The organism is Lysinibacillus sp. HST-98, assembly GCF_016757845.1.
Taxonomy (GTDB): Bacteria; Bacillota; Bacilli; order Bacillales_A; family Planococcaceae; genus Lysinibacillus; species Lysinibacillus capsici.
This window is the reverse complement of the sequence record NZ_JAENHX010000008.1, coordinates 47,474-69,309: the sequence shown is the minus strand read 5'-3', so window position 1 is coordinate 69,309 and position 21,836 is coordinate 47,474. Positions and strand designations below refer to the sequence as shown.

Below are 21,836 nucleotides of genomic sequence, written 5' to 3'. Positions count from 1 at the left end.
TAAAATATACATCATTGCCTCAATGATTGTATATTTTAGCTTTTTTATTCTAGAAAAACATGTACTCGATTACGTCCTGCTTGTTTTGCCGCATACAGTGCTTTGTCCGCATTGTTTAAAAGCTGATACAGTGTCTCTTGTCCCTTTGTACCTTCAGCTACACCACAGCTAATGGTAGCACGAATTGCTCCCTCAGCAGTCATAAGTGGCTGGGATTCTACGCTATTACAGAGCACGTTAGCTAATGCTTGCCCCTCTAATAATGTAGAGTCCTTGAGCGCAAGAACAAATTCTTCACCACCATACCGTGCAAACAGTTCTCCATTTTTCAACACACTCTGACAAACCTTTACGACATGAACTAGTAATTGATCACCGATAGCATGCCCATATGTATCATTGACGTTTTTAAAATGATCGATGTCCATTAAAATGACCGTAAAAGCTGATGATGATTCTCTTGCCTCGCTGTAAGCTTGATTACATTGTTGAAAAAAAGCTCGACGATTATAAATTTGTGTAAGTTCATCATAAAAAGCCAGTTGCTCTAACTGTCTTTGTAGCTCCTTTAACTCTGTTATATCAGTGAAAATAAGTAATAACCCCTTACCATGATTAACATGTTGCAGCTCTGTAACGCGCACTTGATAAGTATGATCAGAAAGCACCATCTCGATGTCTTGCGTATTCACTACTGCCTCCAATGTAAATGGCATCGGTTGTCCAGTTACTTCAAGCCATGTTTTCCTAATATCCCTACTGATCATGGATCTGGTTAGCTGAGGAAATACCTTGCTGCAGGCTTGGTTAAACTCTATTAATCGGGCAGATTCGTCTAACACAATAACCCCATCATTGATACTATGAAATATTGCATCCTTGGCAACAGGCAACACCCTAAATAACCGGGAGGAATTAATAGACCATAAATACAAAAATGACGAAGCCCATAATACCATCGGAACAGGATCAACTCCTTGAGGTGTTAAGCCCAATAAATAGATGAATGCTGTTATCATAGGAATTAGTTGACCACACATTAAGGCAATTAATTGTTGCCGATAGGACTTAGTAGTCTCTTTCCAATGGATTAATACTAATAAAAAAGATACGAACATACAGCCAAAAGTAAATATGCCATGAATGATATACCATATGCCAATTTCCTGATGAACATAAGGTGCACCTAATATAGGATCTATTTCAAATACTCTATAATGAAAATGGTGTATATCATTTGTAGCAACCATGATTAAGCTAATAAATGGAATGGCAAGAAGAGCCATTATCTTTTTCCTTGTCAGATGAAAGCCTAGGTATTGCATGATAAACAATAATCCGAGAGGCGTTGAAAAAGCCATACCTACATATTGGATGGCCGTCCAAACCTTTATGGCACTTAATGTTGTAGCGATTAAACCAAAAGCAGAGGCAAAACAATACACCGCGATTAGTGCTGTATAACTAATAAACAATTGAGCAATTTTTGTATAATTGTAGCGTTTTAGAAATACGTATAAACATAAATACAAATTTAGTACACCTGATGTGCAGCTAAGAGTAATGAAAGCAGTCAATTGCGAATTCATGTCTATGTACCTCTTTATATTTTTAATTTTAATGTAGCATACATATAAAATTTTGTGGATTTATTTATTGATTAAATTGCATCTAAAAATGAATTTTTAAGGAGTAACGAATATGATCAATAAGGATAACTCAGAAATCATTTTCTTTTCTGATCCAATTGAAAATCTAACCCACCCCTTTTATAACAAACAAATTGTATTCACAGGCGCCCTTTCTACCATGACACGATCCGAAGCCGCCAAACAAGTAAAAGCATATGGAGGGTATTTACAGGGAGCTGTTACACAACATACTGATTTCGTTGTTCTTGGTAATAAACGTAGGGGTATAAGCGCCAAGCAGCATAAAGCTGAGCAGCTAATCCGTCAGGGACAAGACATTCAAATGTTAATAGAAGATGATTTTTTATGGCTTATTTCGATCCCAAAGAAAGATGATAAGTAAAAAGAGTATGTAAGGTGGTTCTTCCTACATACTCTTTTAATTTTTTACTTTATTGGAACAGCAATAGGCTTTAATTTATATGGCTCTTTTATCGGTTCTAATGCTCCTGTACTATCCTTAATTTTGTATACACCTACTACAGGCGTGATCATAATCGAGGTAGCTTGTTCATCAAATTTGTTTACAACAATACGAGGGAAATTTTCACGCCCTTTGAAATCTGTACTATGACCAGTTCCTCTAAAATGCATGACATTATAATCATTCCCTAAATCATCTGTCACAATATAGTCAATGAGAACTCCTCGCCAAGCTTCATTTTCTTTCTCCACCAAGACTTCTTCGGAAAGATAAAATGTTGTAGCGATAGGTGTTTTCGTTATTTTAAAAGCTTCAATTTTTATACCTTTCCCTTCTGTTTTCATACTATCTTTTTCCACCTTTATTGTTTCACTTTCAAGCTTCTCTAAAGTAAATTCAAATGACCAGTCTCCTGCTACTGAATTATTTACATTATTTAAATCAACAATTTGATCTCCTTGAAAATTAATGTGAACTTCCTCGGGCTTAGAGCCTCTAATGAGTTCAAAAATATACAATACTGCATACTCATTGCTGTTTATCTTTTGAACCAAATAATTTGTTGAATAGCCGTCATATCGATACCTATTACCAAATTCCTCAGCAGTTAATTCACCATTTTCACCATATAAAACTGGCCTTTCTCCTAAATCCTTTTCACTTTTAATAGTGTAAGCAATAGTAATATTTTCGCCATCATATACAGCATCAGTAACAGTGACTTCAACTTCATTACTTTCTTGGCTCACTCCGACACTTGTAGAATAATGATCATAATTGTTAAATACATACCTTTCATCATCAATAAACAATTCGAATATACTTCCGATAAACGGTAAATTTGCAGCAAATGTAGGAAATGTATAACTAAGTGTCATACTGGATGCAATAAAAAAAGTAGCTGCAACAATAAAATTTTTAATGAAATGCCTTTTCTTTTTGACCATCATGACATTTCTTTTCACTCTCTCTTTTTCAAGCGTGCTCACTTCCATCGGCTCTATATTTATATCAAGATTTAAATCATTAAATTGTTTATATAGCTTTTTCATGTCATACTTCCCCCCAAACGAATTTGCTGTAATCTTTTTCTCCCACGATATAATCGATTATCAATAGCGGCTTTTGTTAAACCACAATGAATAGCAATTTCTTCGTTTTTCATATTTAAAAAATATTTCATCGTAAAAATATCACGGTCTAACTGCTCTAATTGCGTCATCATGATGAGCACTTCTTCTGTCGTTGTCTTGATGAAGTATGCCTCTTCAGCCGATATTGTGGCTTCACCTGGTTCATTTAGCTCATAAAAATATGGCGTTTTAGACAACCTTCTTTGTTTCGAAATGGCTTTAAATTTTGCTATCGTGCAAATCCATTTTCTAAAATCCTCTTTATCGCCTCTAAATTGTTTAGCATTTTCATAAGCCCCTAGAAATGTATCACTAATACATTCCTCTATTATTTGAGGATCATTATAGGATTTTAGAGCATTATAAATAATCGCTTTGACAATCCCCATATATTCATCAATGACATATTGAAGTGCTTCTTCCCGTTTTTTCTTAAGATGCTTTATAAAATTCTCATCTGTTACCCTCATGCAAACACCCTTTCTTCCACAAACATAAAGGATTCTTTATATAAAACATCGTTCAATCTTAAATTTCTTCTCATATTACTCAAAAATATTTATAATTTCAATTTTTTAACAAATATAAAAGGCCAAATCTCAATTGATTTAGCCTTTTTAATGTTTATATTTACTTTTAGATTTTAACTAATAGCATTGGGACGCAAGCTACTTGTTTACCTTAGGTGCTGGATAATCAAAGCCCTTTGTATCCACCTCTACCTTTTTCATCTGCTGATCTTCGAGTGGTTTATCTGTAGCATCTCGCTCTGCTCCAACAATGGCATCAACTGTTTCCATACCTGCAATTACCTTGCCAAAAGCAGCATATTTCCCATCTAGATGTGATGCTTCCTTTACCATAATGAAAAATTGTGAGCCTGCTGAGTTTGGGTCATCTGAACGAGCCATCGAAATAACACCACGTTCATGCTTCATATTATTTTCAAATCCATTTGAGGTAAACTCACCATCAATCGAATAATCAGGCCCTCCAGTACCATTCCCTTTCGGATCTCCACCCTGAATCATAAAATCAGGAATAACTCGATGGAAAATAAGACCATCGTAGAAACCATCTTTTACTAAAGCAATAAAGTTAGCTACTGTATTTGGTGCTACAGTAGGCTCCAATTCAATAACAATTTTTTCATCATTGCTCATCGTAATTGTCACAATTGGATTTTCCTTCACTTTTGACGCGTAATCCACTGCTTCTTGTGTTTCCTTAGTTGTACCACAGCCTGTCAAAACAACAATAATGGCTAGTAGAGATAGCATAAAATACAAACCTTTATTACGTACGAACATATCCTTTTCAACTCCTCTTGTTAAGCATCCTTTCATTATAAAACTATCTAAACTGTAGGACAAATCCAAGAGAGGCAATGACAGAGTATTTCTGTCATTGCCTCTCTTTTTATTTCTAGTATATTATTTTCGTAGGTTGCAACATTACATGACTATTAATTGACATTATTTCAATAAATCATAATCCCTTTGTCTAATACAGATTGATTTTGTACCTGATTCCCTAAAATATATAGTTTTTTTAGGTTAGGCAAATTCACTAAGGGTTCTACATTTGAAATGGCATTATTTTCTAAATGAAGCACCTCTATTTGTTGCCAATTTCCCAAGAAATTTAACGATTGTAGTGAACTATCTTGTAAAGTGAATGATCGTAAATTTGTAAAGCCAGCAAAATAAGGCATGATCTTATCTACTTCTTGCACCCATTCCCCATTACCAATTTGAATGGAGACATCATTTAAAGTTAAATGCTCCAGCACGTTGTTCGTAAGTGGCTTACTATTCACCTGAAAATTACATTCATGACAGTTTAACATTTTTACATGCTGTAAATTGAATAAGTCATTGGTTTCATAAAAGAGAGTCTCATTTAAATTGATTGTTTGCAAATGAGGTAGGTCATTTAATGAACGAATACCTTTAAGAGTTCCATACTCCATGACTGTAAGCTGTTCTAGCTGTGGGTATTTCAGTAGTTCTGCACCATTCAATTGCGAATCCGATCCACTTATAGAAACCGTCAAATCTCTTAAAGCGGGTGCCTCTAGCTTTGGTAAAAATGAACTCTTCAGCTCTGCTTTTTTCAAATGGGGCGCTACAATCGATGAAATATCACCATGATAGCCAGTTAACGATAACTCTGTCAATGACGTTAGACTGTTAACCATATCCAACAATTCCACTTGACCAGGAGAAGCTAAACGTAGCTTTGTTAAAGATGACATATTTCTAAGTCTATCTAAATTGATGATATTCATGTTTTCAAGATCTAAAGATTGTAGTTTAGGCATGTTTTGTATAAAATCAAGCGTTTTTAAATTTCTTACTGACGTAAGCTTCAATTCTTGTAATTGAGTCAATGAGTAAAGTGGGCTAAAATCTGTAGCTTCACTAATGTCTAATGCTAACGACTCTAGATTAGTTAGTGTAGACAGCCACTTTAAATCATTAATTGATTTTAAGGAAAGTGATTTCAGCGATAATTTATTTAGAATCTGAAAATCTGTCACCTCTTCAGCCACATAAGATAGTTCTAGAGATTGAAGATTGGGGAACTCTAATAATAAAGCAAGTTCATCATTACTTCTAATTTGGATAGAGAGCTCTTTAACATTTGACTTATCACTAAAATATCCTGCGATTTTACTAAATGATTCATTAAAACTACCTGTATAACTTTTTAAGTTTTCAAGATGTTGGAAGCTTACTTTTTCACTTTGTGATATTTCATAATCATTCATGAGCTTTAAAACCGTTAATCCAGTAAAAGCCTCAAAGTCCTTTTGTTCAATTTTTTGCGTATTTAATAATTTATCCATAATGATATAAGTAGAAATTTTAGCTTCCTTATTTGTAAAAGGATCTTCTAGACTATAATCAAAATGCCATTGATCGTCAGAATAGTAGGCAGCCAAATATCGAATACTTGCAATCTCTTCTTTTGCTGGCATCGTCCCACCTTTATCAAAAATATCTTTTAAAAAGAACAAAAGAACTTCACTTTCAGGCATTGTTCGAACGGATAGTTCTTCACGTTTTCCATCCTCTGTTTGATTACTACTTAAAAGAAAATACCCAAGGAATACACACATCATGACAATTGGTATCATAAAGAGTAGCTTTAAATTTGTTTTTGGACGGGATGTTGTCTGAGGAGAAGCTGTTCCATAATAATTATTAATCGTTTGATCAACATAATAAATTTTATTCTCTTTCAACATGATTTCCGTGTCACAAAAAGGACATTTGAATGTTTGCTCTTCTTTATATTCAATTTTTCCATTACAATTTGGACAATTTAATTTAATAAATTCCACTGGCAGCCCCCCAGCACTATTTTTCCATTAAGCTTAGTTGTCTAAAAAATAAATGTCAATATTTACGAAATATAGACAAGCAATCTAAAACTAAATTTGAAATGTCTAGCCGATAAATACTTAACTAGATTTACAATAATCCTATACTTGGGTTATGAACGTTTGCCCAGGCTATATCACTGTTAATGTACCTAACCATTCTATAGGCTACTGGCTTAAAACCGCACTTAGGCCAAAATGTTGATGCAGCAAGATTAGTTATTCTCCAATCTGTAATGATATTCCTCCAATCCCCTTAATAGTATTATGAGCAAATAAGTTTTTAAGCGTATTTGTTATATGTTCAGCATTAAGACAGCTGTTGTTTAGAAATGGATATACTTCACCTTCAAGGCTCTGTCTATTTATGAGTAATTCAGCCATTGTGGGTATATCATTCATACCAATTGTTTTATACTCATATTCTGCCATTTCAACACCCCCCTAAATTTCTACATTATATTACATATTATATCATTATGGATAATACAGGATTTTGATGGATATTTATGGTTACTTTCTAATCTAAAAGAACCTAAGTCTAATTACAAGCATGCATTTCTCTCCTTAAGCTAAGCCAATTAACTATGTAGAAATAAAGTAAATATGATATCTTTTTGCAAGGTAGTATTTTGGAAAGAGAGGATTTTTAGCAATGAATCAAAAAAATTTCTGGCTTGATTTACCACGGCCATTCTTCATTTTAGCTCCAATGGAGGATGTGACAGATGTTGTATTTCGTCATGTCATTCAGGAGGCTGGGAGACCCGATGTATATTTTACGGAATTCACCAATACGACGAGCTATTGTCATCCAGATGGGTTAGATAATGTACGAAACCGCTTAGCTTTCACAGAAGATGAACAACCTATTGTTGCACATATTTGGGGGGACAACCCTGAACATTTTCGTCAAATGAGTATTGGTATGAAGGAACTTGGCTTTAAGGGAATTGATATTAATATGGGTTGCCCAGTTGATAATGTAGCAGAAAGAGGTAAAGGAGCTGGATTAATTCTTCATCCTGAACTAGCCGCAGATATTATTCAAGCAGCCAAAGCAGGAGGCTTACCCGTTAGTGTCAAAACAAGACTTGGCTTTACGGATATAACAGAATGGCGTGAGTGGCTTACACATATTTTAAAACAGGATATCGCCAATCTTTCTATTCATCTCCGTACACGGGAAGAGATGAGCAAGGTCGCTGCACATTGGGAATTAATTGGAGATATCAAAAAACTACGTGATGAAGTGGCTCCCCACACATTACTGACGATCAACGGTGATATTCCTGATCGTTTAACAGGTCTAAAACTAGTTGAGCAATACGGTATCGATGGTGTAATGATTGGTCGCGGTGTGTTCTCAAACCCATTTGCCTTTGAAAAAGAACCTAAAGAGCATAGCGCCAAAGAATACCTTAATTTACTATACCTACATCTTAATCTTCATGACCATTATTCCAAGGAATTCGAAACACGTTCATTTAAAGCATTACAACGTTTCTTTAAAATATATGTACGTGGCTTCAAAGGGGCTAGTCAATTGAGAGTTCAATTACTGAGTGCACATTCTACGGTTGAAGTCCGTGAATTACTAGCTGCGTACATTGCCCACGAACTAAAGGAGTAACCTTTATTAAGTTGTGACAAAAAAGAGGAGACTGGCTATCGCCAATCTCCCTTTTATTTGTTTACTTGTAATCATTTATTGGGCCTTTATCCATTAGAACTTCTACCATATTAGAAGAGCCCATCTTCAGCTTAGGTCTACGTTCTGAATTCGGTTCACTATAAAGCTCTAATGGGTTGATAATCACACCATCTGGAGTATTATGAAGTATTCCAGGCACACAGGAATAAATTCTATCATTATTATTAGCATTTTTAGCAAAAATAGTAACGGAGGTTCCATTATGATTATCTATACTCATGGATACCTTATATCTGTAGAAGGAGCCTGTGCCATTTGATTGGGCGGAATAAACCACAGGAACAACAGCTAGAACATTATTATTTAATCTCAATTTGATTACTTCAGTTTTTGTTGAACCAGCATCTCTCCCAACATCCCCCATGTGTTCGACTACCCCGTTGTGAAAACTCCTAAGTGGAGGTGTTTTTTTCGCCCCAAACATAGCTACATCGATCTGCTGACCATCCTTTGTATAGACTAAAGCATATATATCGTAGTCAGTACCAGTTTTCCATGATACCGTAGCAGTAATTTCAGGCGTTTTATCAATGATAACTGGCTTTTGACCTTTGCTGAGACTGACATTCCCCTTTACCTTTTCAAGATTTACCGTTGACAACATGCTTTGTCTATTTGTATTTTCTAGAAAATTTTGTGATTGATCAGGTTCTATCAGCATTTGTTTTTTTATAGTTGTTGATTCAGAAAGATTATTTTGCTCTTCAGGTTCAACCTCAACACCGTAATTTTTACATAACCCCTCTAACCCAGAATCAAATCCGCGCCATATAGATCTCACTTTTGTCTGACTATTTCTTAGATATAATTCTAATACTACGATGCCATTTTCATTTGCAAAATTAGCTGGTGCTAAATTGATAACATTGTTATCAGTACGTATTTCTGCCTTTAAATTTTTCACATTTGAAAAACCTCTGCTATTATCTTCTGTAAGTGTTATCGCTATTTTAGTAATACCTTCAGGGATTTTACTCATGTCAAAATTCATTTTATGTATTTTTATATTCCCTACATTCTCAGATGGTATCAGGGTAGCTACACCAGATAAGCTAGTTGGTTGATTATAAAATATAATGCCGCTATCTCCTTGTACCTTATTTGCATCCGTTAAAAGGAATGCAGTTAACGAAATATCAATCGAATTAGACATTTCGTAGCTAATAGTCACACTACCTTTTTGGGAACTTATAACTGTATTTGCTCCCATCTGAAGGAATTGAATCATGTGAATCCCCCTTTTCCCCTTATTATTTATACATACAAAATAGATAAAATTTTAAAGTTACTCTTCTAATAAAAAATTCGAGTAATATTTACAAAATCCTTCTTTATAGGAAAATAGTCGGAAACAAACACTGGCATATCGTAAAACTAATCTAATTTCTCATAAAAACATTTTATGATATGATGTTTAAATTGTGTGTCATTAAATAACACAGTTACATTCATTAAAGAAAGAGGTATTTATGGATCATACACAGTTATCCAAGCGACATTGGTTACTTATCTTAACACTTACATTATTAACATTTGTTCTTGGGACAAGCGAATTTGTTATTGTCGGGATCTTAACTGATATTTCTTCAAGCCTTCATATGACAAATGCAAAAGCAGGCACACTCGTTTCTGCGTTCGCTATCACATTTGCCATCGCTACACCACTCGTCATGTCAGCAACAAGCCATTTTCCAAAGCGTAAATGGATGTTGTTTTTGATAGGTTCCTTCATTGCCTTAAATGCTCTATGTGTAATTTCAACGAGCTATATTATGCTCCTTATACTTCGGGTTATGACCGCGATTGTAACAGGTGTATTAATCTCTCTAGCCATGATTGTTGCAAGCGAAACCATGCCCATTAATAAACGCGGCCTTGCTATATCATTTGTTTTCGGTGGTTTTACACTGGCCAATGTAGTGGGAGTACCCATTGGAATTGTAATCGCTGAATGGTACGGCTGGAATGCCACTTTTATGTTAACCACTCTTCTCGGAGGGTTGGCGTTTGCGGCATCTTTTTTTGTCTTACCTACTCGACTCAGCCAAGTACGAAGCTCAATACGGGATCAATTTTCTTTAATGATTCAGCCTCGAATTTTAATTGCCTTTTTCATTCCTGCTCTCGGGTTTGGTGCAACCTATGCAGTCTTTACGTACCTTGTTCCTATTTTAAAGGGAATGGGCGCACCAAATAATTCTATAAGTTTAATCTTATTCGGCTACGGCTTTCTTTCGATTTTCAGCAACATTCTTGCCAGTAAAATTGCCACTCACAATGCCATCGGCCGACTTCGGTTTGTCTTTCTCGTACAAGCTATTGCATTGACAAGTTTATTTTGGACAACAAACCATTTTATTTTAGGATTAGCGAACATCGGACTAATGTCACTAATGGCCATCCTTTTAACAACATCTACTCAGCTTTATTTAATAGATTTGGCCGAAATTTACAAACCAGATGCTAAAGGACTCGCTGCTTCTCTTATGCCAGTGGCAAGTAACGTAGGCATCGCTTTTGGGTCTGCATTAGGCGGCATTGTATATCATCAAGGAAATTTGATGAATGTCACATGGGTCGGTGGTATAGTTGCCGTCGGTGCAAGTCTACTAACTTTCTTTAGTTATCATTTAGACCTTAAACAAAAGAAAACCGCATAAAAAATACAAGAGGTACCTTAGAAAGAATATAAATCAAACAGACCCATTCGAATAAAGCGAATGGGCCTGTTATTAAAAAGCTTACTTGTGATCTGTATTTTCATAATAAGGATGAATATTCCAAAGATTTATTCTGAAATAATATATTTTTCTTTCATTGGTCCAACTTTATTTAAAATAATTGCACCAACCATTTGTATAATTGTCTTCACAATAATTTGCCCAAAAATGGCGGCAGGTACCGCTTCCCACGGCAATATATTGGCACCAAGTGGACTTAAGCCGATTACTACGAAAATTGCAGAATCTAAAAATCCTCCAACAATACCACTGTAGAACACACGCCAAGCCATTGGTAATTTTAATCGAGTATAAATTTCAGTATCGGCCGTTTCAGCGACAACAAATGATAGTGCTGAGGCTACCACAATTAAAAGTGTATCACCTAGTAGGAATGACACCACGGCTGATAAAATTAACGCTGTAATAATAAATACATACGTCTTTTTTCTACCATATTTATTTTGTACTAGATCCCGAAAAATAAAGGTTGCCCCAATTAAAAGCGTTCCCATTGGAACAATAAACATACCAAAATGTAAAGGTGCAAATGCTGCCGTCACTACATTAGCAATAACAATAGATAATAAATAAAATAATATTCTCAAACTATTACTCCTTAAGTAAATTTAATTTTTGTAAGAGCACCCTACACACCTCTTTTATTTCCCCACACAAGGGCATGTAACTGTGGCAGTACTTTAACATCTCTTAAATCCTCATCCTTCATTACTCTATCAATCAGCGCACGATATTTATCCAATAAATGCATTATTAATTGTGAATTATCAGTTGTCGTGAGATTATCATTACCAACTTGAAGATAAAAAGGAATCATTGGATATCGATGGTGAATTTGTTTAGCATAATCGTAATCCTCTTGATTAAAAACAACTATTTTGAGGGATACATGGTGATTGCTGTTTCGATCTTTAAGTTTTTCGAAGATATAAGAGAGCACCGAGTAGTCTGTGGTCATTCCAGAACTAGGAGGCTTTGGTGAAATTGTCAGTTCATCAATCTCATACATCCACTTTTGCCACCTACTCCCCTGTGTTTCTACCCCTATTTTTATGTCATTTTCTTTTAAAATGGCAATAAGCTCTGCTAAATTCGGATTGAGTGCAGGATTGCCACCTGAAATGGTGACAAATGAAAAACCATTGCCCCCTAAACGTTTCAACTCAGACCAAATCTCTTCCGCTGTCATTTGGACAATAAAATGCTTTCCACTGCCATCCCACGTAAACGATGAATCACACCAAGAACAGGAATAATCGCAGCCCGCAGTTCTTACAAACATTGTCTTCTGGCCCACCACCATACCCTCTCCTTGAATCGTTGGCCCAAAAATTTCGATAACAGGTACTTTACTCAACTTCCATCCACTCCCGTCTAGCTTCTGCATAGCTTGTTGGAGTTTCATAAAGCCTAATAAACTCTACACGCACACCGTTATATCCTTCATCAAGCAAGGCCTCAGTCAACTTTTCGTATATCCAAACAACAATGTTCTCTGCCGTCGTATTCATGGGTGGAAGCGTTTCATTTAAATAGCGGTGATCCAAATGAATCTCTATTTTTTGTTTCCATATTTCTTTTATATCGCCAAAATCAATTAACAAACCACGTTCATCTGTGTAGCCACTCAGCCCTAATACTACCCGATAGGTATGACCGTGCAGATTTTTACATTTTCCTTCATAATGATGTAGATGATGAGCAGCATCGAAGGTAAATTCCTTGCTTATGAGAACACGCTTTGCATGGTAGTTCAATTGATTTCTTTGAATATTCACATCAATTTTCTGGAGTCTCTCAACGATTTTAAAATCTGACATGCCTTAAGACTCCTTCCTATAACTTAAATACTCATCAAGCCCTTTATTTCGTAATTTACATGCTGGGCATTCACCACAGCCATCTGCTATGACACCGTTATAGCAAGTCAACGTTCTTTCTCGTACAAACTCTAGTGCCCCAAGCTGATCAGCTAATTCCCATGTCTGTGCCTTATTCAGCCACATCAAGGGTGTATCAATCACAAAGGAATCATCCATCGATAAATTTAACGTTACATTTAAGGATTTAATAAAGACATCTCGGCAATCCGGATATCCACTAAAATCAGTTTCACAAACACCTGTTACAATATGCTTGGCCCCTACTTGGCTCGCTAAAACGCCCGCAAATGAAAGAAAAAGGAGATTGCGGCCAGGCACAAAAGTTGATGGGAGCTCACCATTTTCTCCGTCCTTCACCTTTATGTCTTGTCGCGTCAATGCATTCGGAGCAAGTTGATTCAGGAGAGACATATCAAGTATGTGATGCTTGATACCAAGCTCCTCTGTTATCACCTTCGCACAGTCAATTTCAAGACGGTGCCTTTGACCATAATCGAAAGTTACTGCCTCAATCTCTTCAAAGCGTTCTTTTGCCCAGAACAAACAAGTTGTGCTGTCCTGACCTCCACTAAATACTACAATTGCTTTTTTCTTTTTCATCTATAAAGACTCCCTTATATCGAAAAAACAGCACTCTAAGAAAAAGTGCTGCTTTCTTCTTAGTTTTTTTAAGAGGGTAGCTAAAAACCTCTTTCTTGCTTCATTTATCGATTATCAATTTTTTCTGGGTTAAGATCGTGGTTCATTAAACGATAATTGGCGATTTCTTCGTACTTCGTTCCTGGCTTCCCATAGTTACACCATGGATCAATCGAGATACCCCCACGTGGAGTAAATTTCCCCCAAACCTCTATATATCTTGGATCAAGTAGTGCAATTAAATCGTTCATAATGATATTCACGCAATCTTCATGAAAATCGCCGTGATTTCTAAAACTGAATAAATACAACTTTAGAGATTTACTTTCAACAATTTTTTTATCTGGGATATATGAAATGTACATCGTAGCAAAATCCGGCTGATTTGTAAGCGGACATAAACTAGTAAACTCTGGGCAATTAAACTTAACAAAATAATCTCGATTAGCATGAAGATTATCCACCACCTCTAATACCTCAGGTGCATAATCATAGGAATACTTTGTACCTTGATTACCCAATAGGGTTAAATCCTTTAATCCTTCTTCATGACTTCTGCCAGACATAAAAAAACCTCCTTGTAAAATGTTTCCCAACACTTTTCAAGAGAGGCATCACCAATCAGTCTATTAAAACATAAGTAAAAACATAAAAAAGCCACGTCCGATATGGACATGGCATATTGTCATGTTTCCATAGTTTTTTATAGAGGGTATCAGCTATGAACCTCTCCCGTTCTAGTCCGGGCATTCTTTTCTTCCATATCGTACAAAAAATAATACAGAACGTCAAATGGATTTTTTATAAAACTCTTAAATGATAAAAAGTATGAATTACTGTAAGTCAATACTCATTTGAAAGTTCTACTTTTTTATTAAATTACTAGGAAAATAGAATTAATTCATTTTTGACAAAGTAATACTAATTATCAATATTTTGATATTTTTCAATATTCCGATATTCGAATTATCTCACCTGTGATAAATTGGAAATATCACACTAAACTGAAAAGTGTGATAATTAAAAGTGGAGGGAGAAATGAGATTTGAAAAAGTTTAAGTTTACGAAGTTTTTAAGTAGTATGATAGCTTTCGTTATGGTGCTTTTTCTATTGGTTCCATTATCGAGTGCGAATGCTGAAGATTCGAAACCATTCAAGCAGGATAGCCAAAGTGAAAGTATACTTCAATTAAAGGCGGCTATCGCTGAACAGCTAAGCTTGTCTAAAGATGGTCCAACTCTTCACGAAAGCTTACAAAATGTATCAGGCAATCAAGAAGTTGCAGTCATCGTACATTTATCTGAAAAGCCTGTGGCACTAGAGCAAGGAATGAGCCAAGTGAAAGGCCAAAAGTTCTCTAATGCCCGAGCAAATGAAGTTCGGTCAAATGTAAAATCTCAACAAGCACAGGTTAAAAAAGAATTAGCTACTAAAAATGTTCAAATGACTCAAGGCTACACATTTGATACTGTTTTAAACGGTTTTGCAGCAACTGTGAAAGCAAATGATCTCCCAAAGCTGCTTTCAATAGAAGGAATTACATTAATCGAACCTGATGCAATTGTTTACGCCTCAGAAGATAGTACAATCAAATCCTCAGAACTGATTAAGGAAGATCAATTAGAGGCTCAAATGAATACAAGTATTTCTTTCCTCGGCATCGAACAGCTTTGGAATGAAGGAATTGAAGGACAAGGTATAAAAGTAGCAGTATTAGATACTGGTATTGATGCAGATCACCCCGAGTTCGCTGGAATTTATAAAGGTGGGAAAAACTTCATTCCAAATTCATCAACTTACACAAAGCCTCGGGCAGATGACGATGCATCGGAAACATTGCCTTCTGAGCGTCCTGCTGGAACACCTGAATTTAATGAAAAGGGAAGCTCGTTCTATACTTCTCACGGTACCCATGTTGCTGGAACCATTGCAGCAATTGGAGCTAACAATTTCGGCATTAAAGGAATTGCTCCAAAAGTAGACCTTTATGCTTATCGTGTTCTTGGTGCATATGGAAGTGGGGCTACATCTGGTATTGTTAAAGCAATTGAAACGGCTGTAACAGAAAAAATGGACATAATCAACCTTTCTCTTGGCGGGGGGGCTAACTCTGAAACGGACGCAGGTTCATTTGCTATTAATAATGCAATGATGGCTGGAACAATCGGAGTAATTGCAACAGGTAACTCCGGCCCAAATCGAGGAACAATGGGCACGCCTGCAACCGCTCGTTTAGGAATTGCTGTTGGTAACACAACAAATCCTGAAACAATGTATAACGGTGAAGTGAATGTTACAGTTGGTGACTACAACTTAACAAAGCAGCTCCCATTAATGGGCACAACTTTTGGAAGGGATTTAGCAACACAGCTTCAAGGAGAATTTGACCTAGTTGCTATTCCTGGAAACGGAGAAGTAAAAGACTATGAGGGAATCGATGTAGAAGGTAAAGTGGCATTAATCTCTCGTGGCAGCATCGCATTTGTTGATAAAATTGCGAATGCAAAGGCAAATGGAGCAGTCGCCACAATTATTCATAACTTTGCTGGTGGAACAAATGCACCTAATATTTCAGGTACATTCCTGGGTGATTCCTTTGCTTTTCTACCAACATTTGATATGTCCCAAACGGATGGTAATGCAATTCGTGCTGCATTAGCCGGTGGAACTGGAAAAGTTAGCTTTAGTCAATTTACTTCCACAAAAACACTGGGGGATGAAGTAAACGATTCAAGTTCCCGTGGACCATCTACGCCAAACTTTGATATTAAACCAGATGTAAGTGCACCTGGAACAAACATTATGTCAACGGTTCCAATGTATAAAAAGGATTTCCCTGATGCAGATTATGCAGAGGCATATGATCGTAAAACAGGAACCTCTATGGCAACACCGCATATTACAGGTATTGTTGCATTACTTAAACAAGCAAATCCTGATTGGAATGCGTTCGACATAAAAGTGGCGCTTTCTAATACAGCAAAGGTTTTAGATAAAACAAAATACGATGTGTTCTCTCAAGGTGCAGGTCGTGTAAATGCTTATGCTGCAGCACATCCAGAAATTCTTGCCTATGCATTGGATAGTGCAATTTTAGATGGAACTGGAGCTGTTTCAGAAAACTTAAAAGGGACAGTTACTTTTGGTCCACAATCACTTAAAGACCAGGATATTTCCGTAACGAAACAAGTTTTAGTAAAAGATGTAAAGGGGAACGGCGGTAATTATAATGTATCAATTGATGTGACAAAAACATTTGGTGATGCAACTGTTACAGTCGACCAGCCAACATTTAATCTAGTTGGTGAGCAAGTGTTAAATCTTACATTAACTGCTTCACAAGCTACAGCACCAAACGGCTCGGAAATACTGGGGTATATTCACATCAGCGGTGGTGCTACAGAAATTTCATTGCCATTCGCAGCTGACTTTGGAAGTGAGGCAGTAACTGAAATTAAAGATTTAAAGATTACAGAAACAGATCTATCCTTTAATGGAGATGGCGTAAAAGATTCTGCTGTACTTTCATTTACATTAACTGGCGATGTAACAACTAACTATATCGAGCTATGGGATATTATGAATCCTCAAGGTGGAGAATATGGTGATGGCTACATCGGTTATCTACATGCAGGTACTGCGCTAGGAAAAGGCTCTTATACGCTGAATATCGCTGGGCAATACAAACCATGGGGAACAGAACCTGCCACAACAATTCCAGATGGTCTCTATACAATTGACTTTACTGGTCTTGCGGCATCAGGGGTAGTTTCCGATTATGTTGGACCAATTATCGTGAAAACGACTAAACCAGAAATTACTGGTTCAGTAGCTGAAGGTGTCGCTACAGGAAAGGTAACAGATAAGTATATCGACTACAATGAAGAGTTATATTTATATGGTTTAAACTATAATTTAAATGATAAATTAAAAGCTTCCTATATTGCGACTGTGAATGGCGAAATACAAGCGCCTGTTCCTTTTGAATTAAATCAAGACGGTAGCTTCACATTCCCAGTAACAACAGAAACGAATGCTGTATCAGTAAAAATTGAAGACGCTGCTGGGAATGTTGGTGAAGCACTAATATTTGAAAAAGATGTAGTTGAACCAAAAGTAACACTTTCTGTCAATCCAACTGAGCTAGACCTAACAGCTGGGGAATCTGCACAACTTACGGTAACAGAGACGTCTACTCCTCCAGAAGGTGAAGCAACAGAGGAAGATGTAACTTCAAAAGCTACTTATGTTGTGGGAGATGAAAATATTGCAACAATAGCAAATGGATTAGTAACTGCTATAGGTGAGGGCACGACTACGATTACTATTTCATATGGTGATCATGAGGTTACGGTAAGTGTTACAGTTAAAGCACCTGTTGTAGAAACACCAATCGTAACACTAGAAATTGACCAAGCTCAGGTTGAAACTAGAATAGGTAAAGAGGTGATGGTTAAGATTACTGAGGTAACTACTTTTGAGGGTAGAACAACAGAAAAAGATGTTACTACGCTTGCAACCTACGAAGTAGCAAATGATAAAATAGCTACTGTAAAAGCAGGGGCTGTAAAAGGTAAAGGTCAAGGTACTACGACAATTACAGCAACGTATGGTGACCACACATTAACATTTGATGTATTGGTTGAAAAGCCGGGTAATGGCAATGGTAACGGCAACGGTAACGGCAATGGTAACGGCAACGGTAACGGCAATGGTAACGGTAATGGTAATGGTAATAATGAAGTTACCGAAGTTGAGTTATAATTAAATAAGTACAGTTCCAGCAAAAAGAGAAATTGCGCTTTGCAATTTCTCCTTTTGCTATTTAAATTTCACTTACTCATGATAAGGTTGGCTGTAACGAGTCTATGTGCAGTTTTTCTGTACAAGCTTTATCTAGTAATCGAATATTTAATGCAAAACCATACGAGATCCTAACATTACCGTTCAGAACCTTTTAGTTTTATTTAAGCATCGTTGCAGTTAAAAATTCTCGTGTTCTCTCCTCTTTTGGATGGTTGAAAAATTGTTCAGGTGTGCCGCGTTCAATAATTTTCCCATCATGCATATAGACAATCCAATCAGCTACTTCTCTTGCGAATCCCATTTCATGGGTAACAACAACCATTGTCATTCCTTCTTCAGCCAAATCTTTCATGGTTGTTAAAACCTCTCCCACAAGCTCAGGATCGAGTGCCGATGTTGGCTCATCAAAAAGCATAATGTCTGGTTCCATCGCAAGTGCTCTAGCAATCGCCACCCGTTGCTTTTGCCCCCCTGATAGTTTACTAGGATAGACATCCGACTTATCCTCCAAACCTACTTTTTTCAGTAAATGCTTTGCTTTGATGATAGCTTTTTCTTTGTCTACACCCTTTACCATAACAGGTGCTTCAATAATATTTTCTAAAACCGTTTTATGTGGGAATAAGTTGAAATTTTGAAACACCATCCCAACCTTTTCTCTAATCTTGTTAAGATCATCTGTCCGTGGATTGACTTCATTTCCCTCAATTATAATATTGCCATTATCTTTTCTTTCTAAAAAGTTCAAGCAGCGAAGGAGGGTGCTTTTCCCTGACCCACTCGATCCTATTAGACAAACAACATCGCTCTCGTAGACTGTCATGTCGATATTTTTTAATACATGTAAGTCTCCAAACGATTTATTCAATTGACTTATTTTAATCATTTCCTTAGTGTCCAATTTTTTCAGCTCCTATCTGTCGCTTACTGCTAATTTTAATTCAGTTCGGTTCACTACAAATGTCATCAACGCTACCAGCAATAAATAGTAGACTGCTACAATGAGTAAGTAGGTCATTTCATCGAAATTATTCGACCCAAGTGTTGTCGCCACATTAAACAGCTCATTCATGGAGATAAATGCGGCTAACGAAGAATCTTTTAAACTGATGATAAATTGATTGCCTAAAGGCGGCAATGCTCTACGGAATGCCTGTGGGAGAATAATCCTTCTTAATGTCAGTGTCTTTGTCATTCCCAAAGAGCGTCCTGCTTCAAATTGGCCATTATCGACTGACTGAATTGCTCCCCGAAGGATTTCAGAAATATAAGCTCCATTATGTAGCGCTAGAGCAAGTGAAGCAGCCCAAAAATCAGGGAGAAGGAAAATCCCACTAATTCCGAAGTAGAGGATAAATATTTGAACAATCAGTGGTGTTCCTCGAACCAAATAGACATATATATCTGAAATAAGTTCTAAAATTTTTATATTAGAAATTTTTAATAAGGCAAAGACTAGTCCGATGATGATTCCCAGTAAGATAGAAACCACCGTCAGCTCTAATGTTAAAAGCATAGCTTTAAAGAATACACCTTTTGTTTCCATTAGTATTTGAAAAAAATGCGAAAAACTTGGCAAAGTACTACTTCCTTTCTTTTATAGCATTGGTTTATTCTGATTTTTTGGTAATGTCCTCACCAAAATATTTGATACTGATTTGAGTCAATGTTCCATTTTCCCGAAGCTGTTCCAAAGATTCATTTACTCGCTTCAATAGCTTTGGATTATCCTGAGGCAACACAATCGCTTGTTCACTGCGATTAATTAATTGTTGTCCTTTAATCTTAAAACCTTCCTTTTCAGCAGTTTTTCCTGTAACAAAATCTGTGATTACTGCATCATGACGCCCACTGCTTAATGCCTTTAATGCTGTAATGTCGCTGTCATATGTTTTTATGTTGTCTGTATACTTGGAAGCTGTATCGGCATATGTTGATCCTTTTGCAACAGCTACTTCCTTTCCCTCTAAATCTTCAACAGTCCTAATTTTACTATCCGGTCTGGTGAAAATTTTCGGTCCCGAATAATAATAGGGGGTAGAGAAAGAAACATGTTTACTCCGCTGCGGGTTAATCGTGTGACTTGCAACGGCTGCATCCGCTCTTCCCGTTTTCACCCCTTCCACAATCCCTTTGAACTTGATTCGTTTCTGAACCGGCTCAAGGCCCATTTCCTTTGCAATCGCTTCACCAACCTCAATATCAAAGCCCGACATTGTAAGATCGTCATTTATATAACTAAATGGCTTAAATTCACCAGAAGTAGCAAAAACAAATTGATTTTTATTGATCAGTTCAGATCCATCTTCAAGCTTCTGCTTCTCTCCACAACCAGACAACATGCAGACTACGATTGTACTTAAGACCAATAAAAACTTTTTACTCAACAACATGTTGGCTATAACTCCTTTCTCTTTCGATTATTCCTACAATCCTTTCTTGCTATATAACTTGCTTATGATAGTTAATACCCAATCCACTCCCAATAAAACAAAAAAGTATCAGGCACTTTTAATAGTGCCTGATACTTTTTCTACAAATTTCGTATTATATAATTATCTTTCAAGTCTTCTCTTTCCTCTAAAAATGTAGCTTTTTAGATGTATAGAACTAAGAAAACCGCACTTACTTATGATACGGTTCACCCTTCATAATCCTAAAACTACGATAAATCTGCTCTACTAGTACAAGCTTCATGAGCTGGTGCGGTAGCGTCATTTTGCCAAAGGATTGCTGTTCGTCGGCTCGTTTTAGGACATCTTCGTGTAGGCCAAGGGAGCCGCCGATGACGAAGGCGATTTTGCTTTTGCCGTAGGTCATGAGGGATTCAATGTCGGCAGCCATTTGTTCGGAGGTTTTCATTTTGCCGTTGATGGCTAGGGCGATTACGTAGGCATCCGGACTGATTTTCGTTAGGATGCGTTCGCCCTCTTTTTTCTTGACGATATCCATTTCAGCTTCACTTAGTTGTTCAGGTGCCTTTTCGTCTGGCACTTCAACCAAATCCATTTTTGCATAGCCGCCAAGACGTTTTACGTACTCATCGATCCCCATTTTTAAGTACTTTTCTTTTAGTTTGCCGACTGATACAATCGTTATATTCACACGTTATCCACCTTTACAATTCATTTACAAACAAATTATCCACAAAAGTTATCAACATATCCACAAGCACTCTCTATATATTGTGTAAAGTTATTTACTTGATACAATATATTCTGCTGCCTGTTCACAGTAGCTACACTTTGTGGATAACTTTTTATCCTCTTCGATTTTATCCATAATTGGGAACACTTTTTGCTCTGCTACAAACATGTCTAAAGCGTGATCTATATGGCTTTCACAGCTGTACTTTTCCATTTTTTGATGTCTCCTTATTTTCCGAAATTTCCACAAACTTATTCACAAATCAGTCT

At 36.5% G+C, this 21,836-nt stretch carries 21 protein-coding genes and 1 riboswitch; of the genes, 4 read left to right on the top strand and 17 right to left on the bottom strand.

What is annotated here, in order from left to right:
- Positions 1–44 precede the first annotated feature (44 nt).
- Complete coding sequence (locus tag JIN86_RS17095) at positions 45–1,589, bottom strand: histidine kinase N-terminal 7TM domain-containing diguanylate cyclase (protein ID WP_004233430.1); 1,545 nt, start codon at positions 1,587–1,589, stop codon at positions 45–47.
- 112 nt (positions 1,590–1,701) lie between these two features.
- Between JIN86_RS17095 and JIN86_RS17090 the strand changes: the two genes are divergently transcribed.
- A complete protein-coding gene (locus JIN86_RS17090) occupies positions 1,702–2,034 on the top strand; it encodes a BRCT domain-containing protein (RefSeq protein ID WP_004233428.1) in 333 nt (110 codons plus the stop codon).
- Positions 2,035–2,078: 44 nt separating this feature from the next.
- Here JIN86_RS17090 and JIN86_RS17085 read toward each other — a convergent pair whose 3' ends face one another.
- From JIN86_RS17085 to JIN86_RS17065, 5 genes are all read right to left on the bottom strand, one after another.
- Positions 2,079–3,167 (bottom strand): DUF4179 domain-containing protein, encoded by a 1,089-nt coding sequence (locus tag JIN86_RS17085; RefSeq protein ID WP_202342446.1) that lies wholly within the window; start codon positions 3,165–3,167, stop codon positions 2,079–2,081.
- Entirely contained in the window at positions 3,164–3,718 is a 555-nt protein-coding gene (locus tag JIN86_RS17080; RefSeq protein WP_004233423.1) for a sigma-70 family RNA polymerase sigma factor, read from the bottom strand. Before JIN86_RS17080 ends, JIN86_RS17085 begins: the two co-directional genes overlap by 4 nt.
- Before the next feature lie 198 nt (positions 3,719–3,916).
- Positions 3,917–4,558 (bottom strand): peptidylprolyl isomerase, encoded by a 642-nt coding sequence (locus tag JIN86_RS17075; protein WP_202342445.1) that lies wholly within the window; start codon positions 4,556–4,558, stop codon positions 3,917–3,919.
- Positions 4,559–4,728: 170 nt separating this feature from the next.
- The gene (locus JIN86_RS17070; protein WP_202342444.1) at positions 4,729–6,597 is read right to left on the bottom strand and encodes a leucine-rich repeat domain-containing protein; all 1,869 of its coding nucleotides are present in this window, start codon (positions 6,595–6,597) and stop codon (positions 4,729–4,731) included.
- Positions 6,598–6,855: 258 nt separating this feature from the next.
- Entirely contained in the window at positions 6,856–7,068 is a 213-nt protein-coding gene (locus JIN86_RS17065; RefSeq protein WP_004233418.1) for a hypothetical protein, read from the bottom strand.
- 223 nt (positions 7,069–7,291) lie between these two features.
- Here JIN86_RS17065 and JIN86_RS17060 point away from each other — a divergent pair, with 223 nt between their 5' ends.
- Positions 7,292–8,269, top strand: a complete 978-nt coding sequence (locus JIN86_RS17060; RefSeq protein ID WP_202342443.1) for a tRNA dihydrouridine synthase — start codon at positions 7,292–7,294, stop codon at positions 8,267–8,269.
- Positions 8,270–8,330: 61 nt separating this feature from the next.
- Here the strand turns inward: JIN86_RS17060 and JIN86_RS17055 are convergent, their stop codons facing one another.
- On the bottom strand, positions 8,331–9,578 hold the full coding sequence (locus JIN86_RS17055) for a TerD family protein (protein ID WP_202342442.1): 1,248 nt from the start codon (positions 9,576–9,578) through the stop codon (positions 8,331–8,333).
- A 241-nt stretch (positions 9,579–9,819) separates the two neighbouring features.
- Here JIN86_RS17055 and JIN86_RS17050 point away from each other — a divergent pair, with 241 nt between their 5' ends.
- Positions 9,820–11,010: an MFS transporter gene (locus JIN86_RS17050; protein ID WP_202342441.1), complete on the top strand. Its 1,191-nt coding sequence runs from the start codon at positions 9,820–9,822 to the stop codon at positions 11,008–11,010.
- A gap of 128 nt (positions 11,011–11,138) precedes the next feature.
- Here the strand turns inward: JIN86_RS17050 and JIN86_RS17045 are convergent, their stop codons facing one another.
- The 5 genes from JIN86_RS17045 to queF form a co-directional block, all read right to left on the bottom strand.
- The gene (locus JIN86_RS17045; RefSeq protein ID WP_202342440.1) at positions 11,139–11,678 is read right to left on the bottom strand and encodes a VUT family protein; all 540 of its coding nucleotides are present in this window, start codon (positions 11,676–11,678) and stop codon (positions 11,139–11,141) included.
- Positions 11,679–11,719: 41 nt separating this feature from the next.
- Positions 11,720–12,448, bottom strand: coding sequence for a 7-carboxy-7-deazaguanine synthase QueE (gene queE, locus JIN86_RS17040; protein ID WP_202342439.1), 729 nt, complete (start codon positions 12,446–12,448; stop codon positions 11,720–11,722).
- Entirely contained in the window at positions 12,441–12,911 is a 471-nt protein-coding gene (queD, locus tag JIN86_RS17035) for a 6-carboxytetrahydropterin synthase QueD (RefSeq protein WP_202342438.1), read from the bottom strand. The genes queE and queD overlap by 8 nt, the downstream gene beginning before the upstream one ends.
- Before the next feature lie 3 nt (positions 12,912–12,914).
- Positions 12,915–13,574, bottom strand: coding sequence for a 7-cyano-7-deazaguanine synthase QueC (queC, locus tag JIN86_RS17030; protein WP_202342437.1), 660 nt, complete (start codon positions 13,572–13,574; stop codon positions 12,915–12,917).
- A gap of 104 nt (positions 13,575–13,678) precedes the next feature.
- Entirely contained in the window at positions 13,679–14,179 is a 501-nt protein-coding gene (queF, locus tag JIN86_RS17025; protein ID WP_202342436.1) for a preQ(1) synthase, read from the bottom strand.
- Positions 14,180–14,302: 123 nt separating this feature from the next.
- Positions 14,303–14,349: riboswitch (PreQ1 riboswitch) on the bottom strand.
- A gap of 309 nt (positions 14,350–14,658) precedes the next feature.
- Between queF and JIN86_RS17020 the strand changes: the two genes are divergently transcribed.
- Positions 14,659–18,378, top strand: a complete 3,720-nt coding sequence (locus JIN86_RS17020; RefSeq protein WP_202342435.1) for a S8 family serine peptidase — start codon at positions 14,659–14,661, stop codon at positions 18,376–18,378.
- Between the two features lie 199 nt (positions 18,379–18,577).
- Here JIN86_RS17020 and JIN86_RS17015 read toward each other — a convergent pair whose 3' ends face one another.
- From JIN86_RS17015 to JIN86_RS16995, 5 genes are all read right to left on the bottom strand, one after another.
- A complete protein-coding gene (locus JIN86_RS17015; RefSeq protein ID WP_202342488.1) occupies positions 18,578–19,306 on the bottom strand; it encodes an amino acid ABC transporter ATP-binding protein in 729 nt (242 codons plus the stop codon).
- A gap of 27 nt (positions 19,307–19,333) precedes the next feature.
- Positions 19,334–19,999, bottom strand: a complete 666-nt coding sequence (locus JIN86_RS17010; protein ID WP_004233396.1) for an amino acid ABC transporter permease — start codon at positions 19,997–19,999, stop codon at positions 19,334–19,336.
- Between the two features lie 31 nt (positions 20,000–20,030).
- The gene (locus tag JIN86_RS17005; protein ID WP_202342434.1) at positions 20,031–20,813 is read right to left on the bottom strand and encodes a transporter substrate-binding domain-containing protein; all 783 of its coding nucleotides are present in this window, start codon (positions 20,811–20,813) and stop codon (positions 20,031–20,033) included.
- Positions 20,814–21,045: 232 nt separating this feature from the next.
- Positions 21,046–21,525 (bottom strand): 23S rRNA (pseudouridine(1915)-N(3))-methyltransferase RlmH, encoded by a 480-nt coding sequence (gene rlmH / locus JIN86_RS17000; RefSeq protein ID WP_004233392.1) that lies wholly within the window; start codon positions 21,523–21,525, stop codon positions 21,046–21,048.
- Positions 21,526–21,615: 90 nt separating this feature from the next.
- Positions 21,616–21,780, bottom strand: a complete 165-nt coding sequence (locus JIN86_RS16995; protein WP_004233391.1) for a CxxH/CxxC protein — start codon at positions 21,778–21,780, stop codon at positions 21,616–21,618.
- Positions 21,781–21,836 lie beyond the last annotated feature (56 nt).

Excerpts from the sequence above, each read along its gene's own strand:
- JIN86_RS17095 (WP_004233430.1), bottom strand. The coding sequence starts at position 1,589 with ATGAATTCGCAATTGACTGCTTTCATTACTCTTAGCTGCACATCAGGT.
- JIN86_RS17090 (WP_004233428.1), top strand. The coding sequence starts at position 1,702 with ATGATCAATAAGGATAACTCAGAAATCATTTTCTTTTCTGATCCAATT.
- JIN86_RS17085 (WP_202342446.1), bottom strand. The coding sequence starts at position 3,167 with ATGAAAAAGCTATATAAACAATTTAATGATTTAAATCTTGATATAAAT.
- JIN86_RS17080 (WP_004233423.1), bottom strand. The coding sequence starts at position 3,718 with ATGAGGGTAACAGATGAGAATTTTATAAAGCATCTTAAGAAAAAACGG.
- JIN86_RS17075 (WP_202342445.1), bottom strand. The coding sequence starts at position 4,558 with ATGTTCGTACGTAATAAAGGTTTGTATTTTATGCTATCTCTACTAGCC.
- JIN86_RS17065 (WP_004233418.1), bottom strand. The coding sequence starts at position 7,068 with ATGGCAGAATATGAGTATAAAACAATTGGTATGAATGATATACCCACA.
- JIN86_RS17060 (WP_202342443.1), top strand. The coding sequence starts at position 7,292 with ATGAATCAAAAAAATTTCTGGCTTGATTTACCACGGCCATTCTTCATT.
- JIN86_RS17055 (WP_202342442.1), bottom strand. The coding sequence starts at position 9,578 with ATGATTCAATTCCTTCAGATGGGAGCAAATACAGTTATAAGTTCCCAA.
- JIN86_RS17050 (WP_202342441.1), top strand. The coding sequence starts at position 9,820 with ATGGATCATACACAGTTATCCAAGCGACATTGGTTACTTATCTTAACA.
- queD (WP_202342438.1), bottom strand. The coding sequence starts at position 12,911 with ATGTCAGATTTTAAAATCGTTGAGAGACTCCAGAAAATTGATGTGAAT.
- queC (WP_202342437.1), bottom strand. The coding sequence starts at position 13,574 with ATGAAAAAGAAAAAAGCAATTGTAGTATTTAGTGGAGGTCAGGACAGC.
- queF (WP_202342436.1), bottom strand. The coding sequence starts at position 14,179 with ATGTCTGGCAGAAGTCATGAAGAAGGATTAAAGGATTTAACCCTATTG.
- JIN86_RS17015 (WP_202342488.1), bottom strand. The coding sequence starts at position 19,306 with ATGATTAAAATAAGTCAATTGAATAAATCGTTTGGAGACTTACATGTA.
- JIN86_RS17005 (WP_202342434.1), bottom strand. The coding sequence starts at position 20,813 with ATGTTGTTGAGTAAAAAGTTTTTATTGGTCTTAAGTACAATCGTAGTC.
- JIN86_RS16995 (WP_004233391.1), bottom strand. The coding sequence starts at position 21,780 with ATGGAAAAGTACAGCTGTGAAAGCCATATAGATCACGCTTTAGACATG.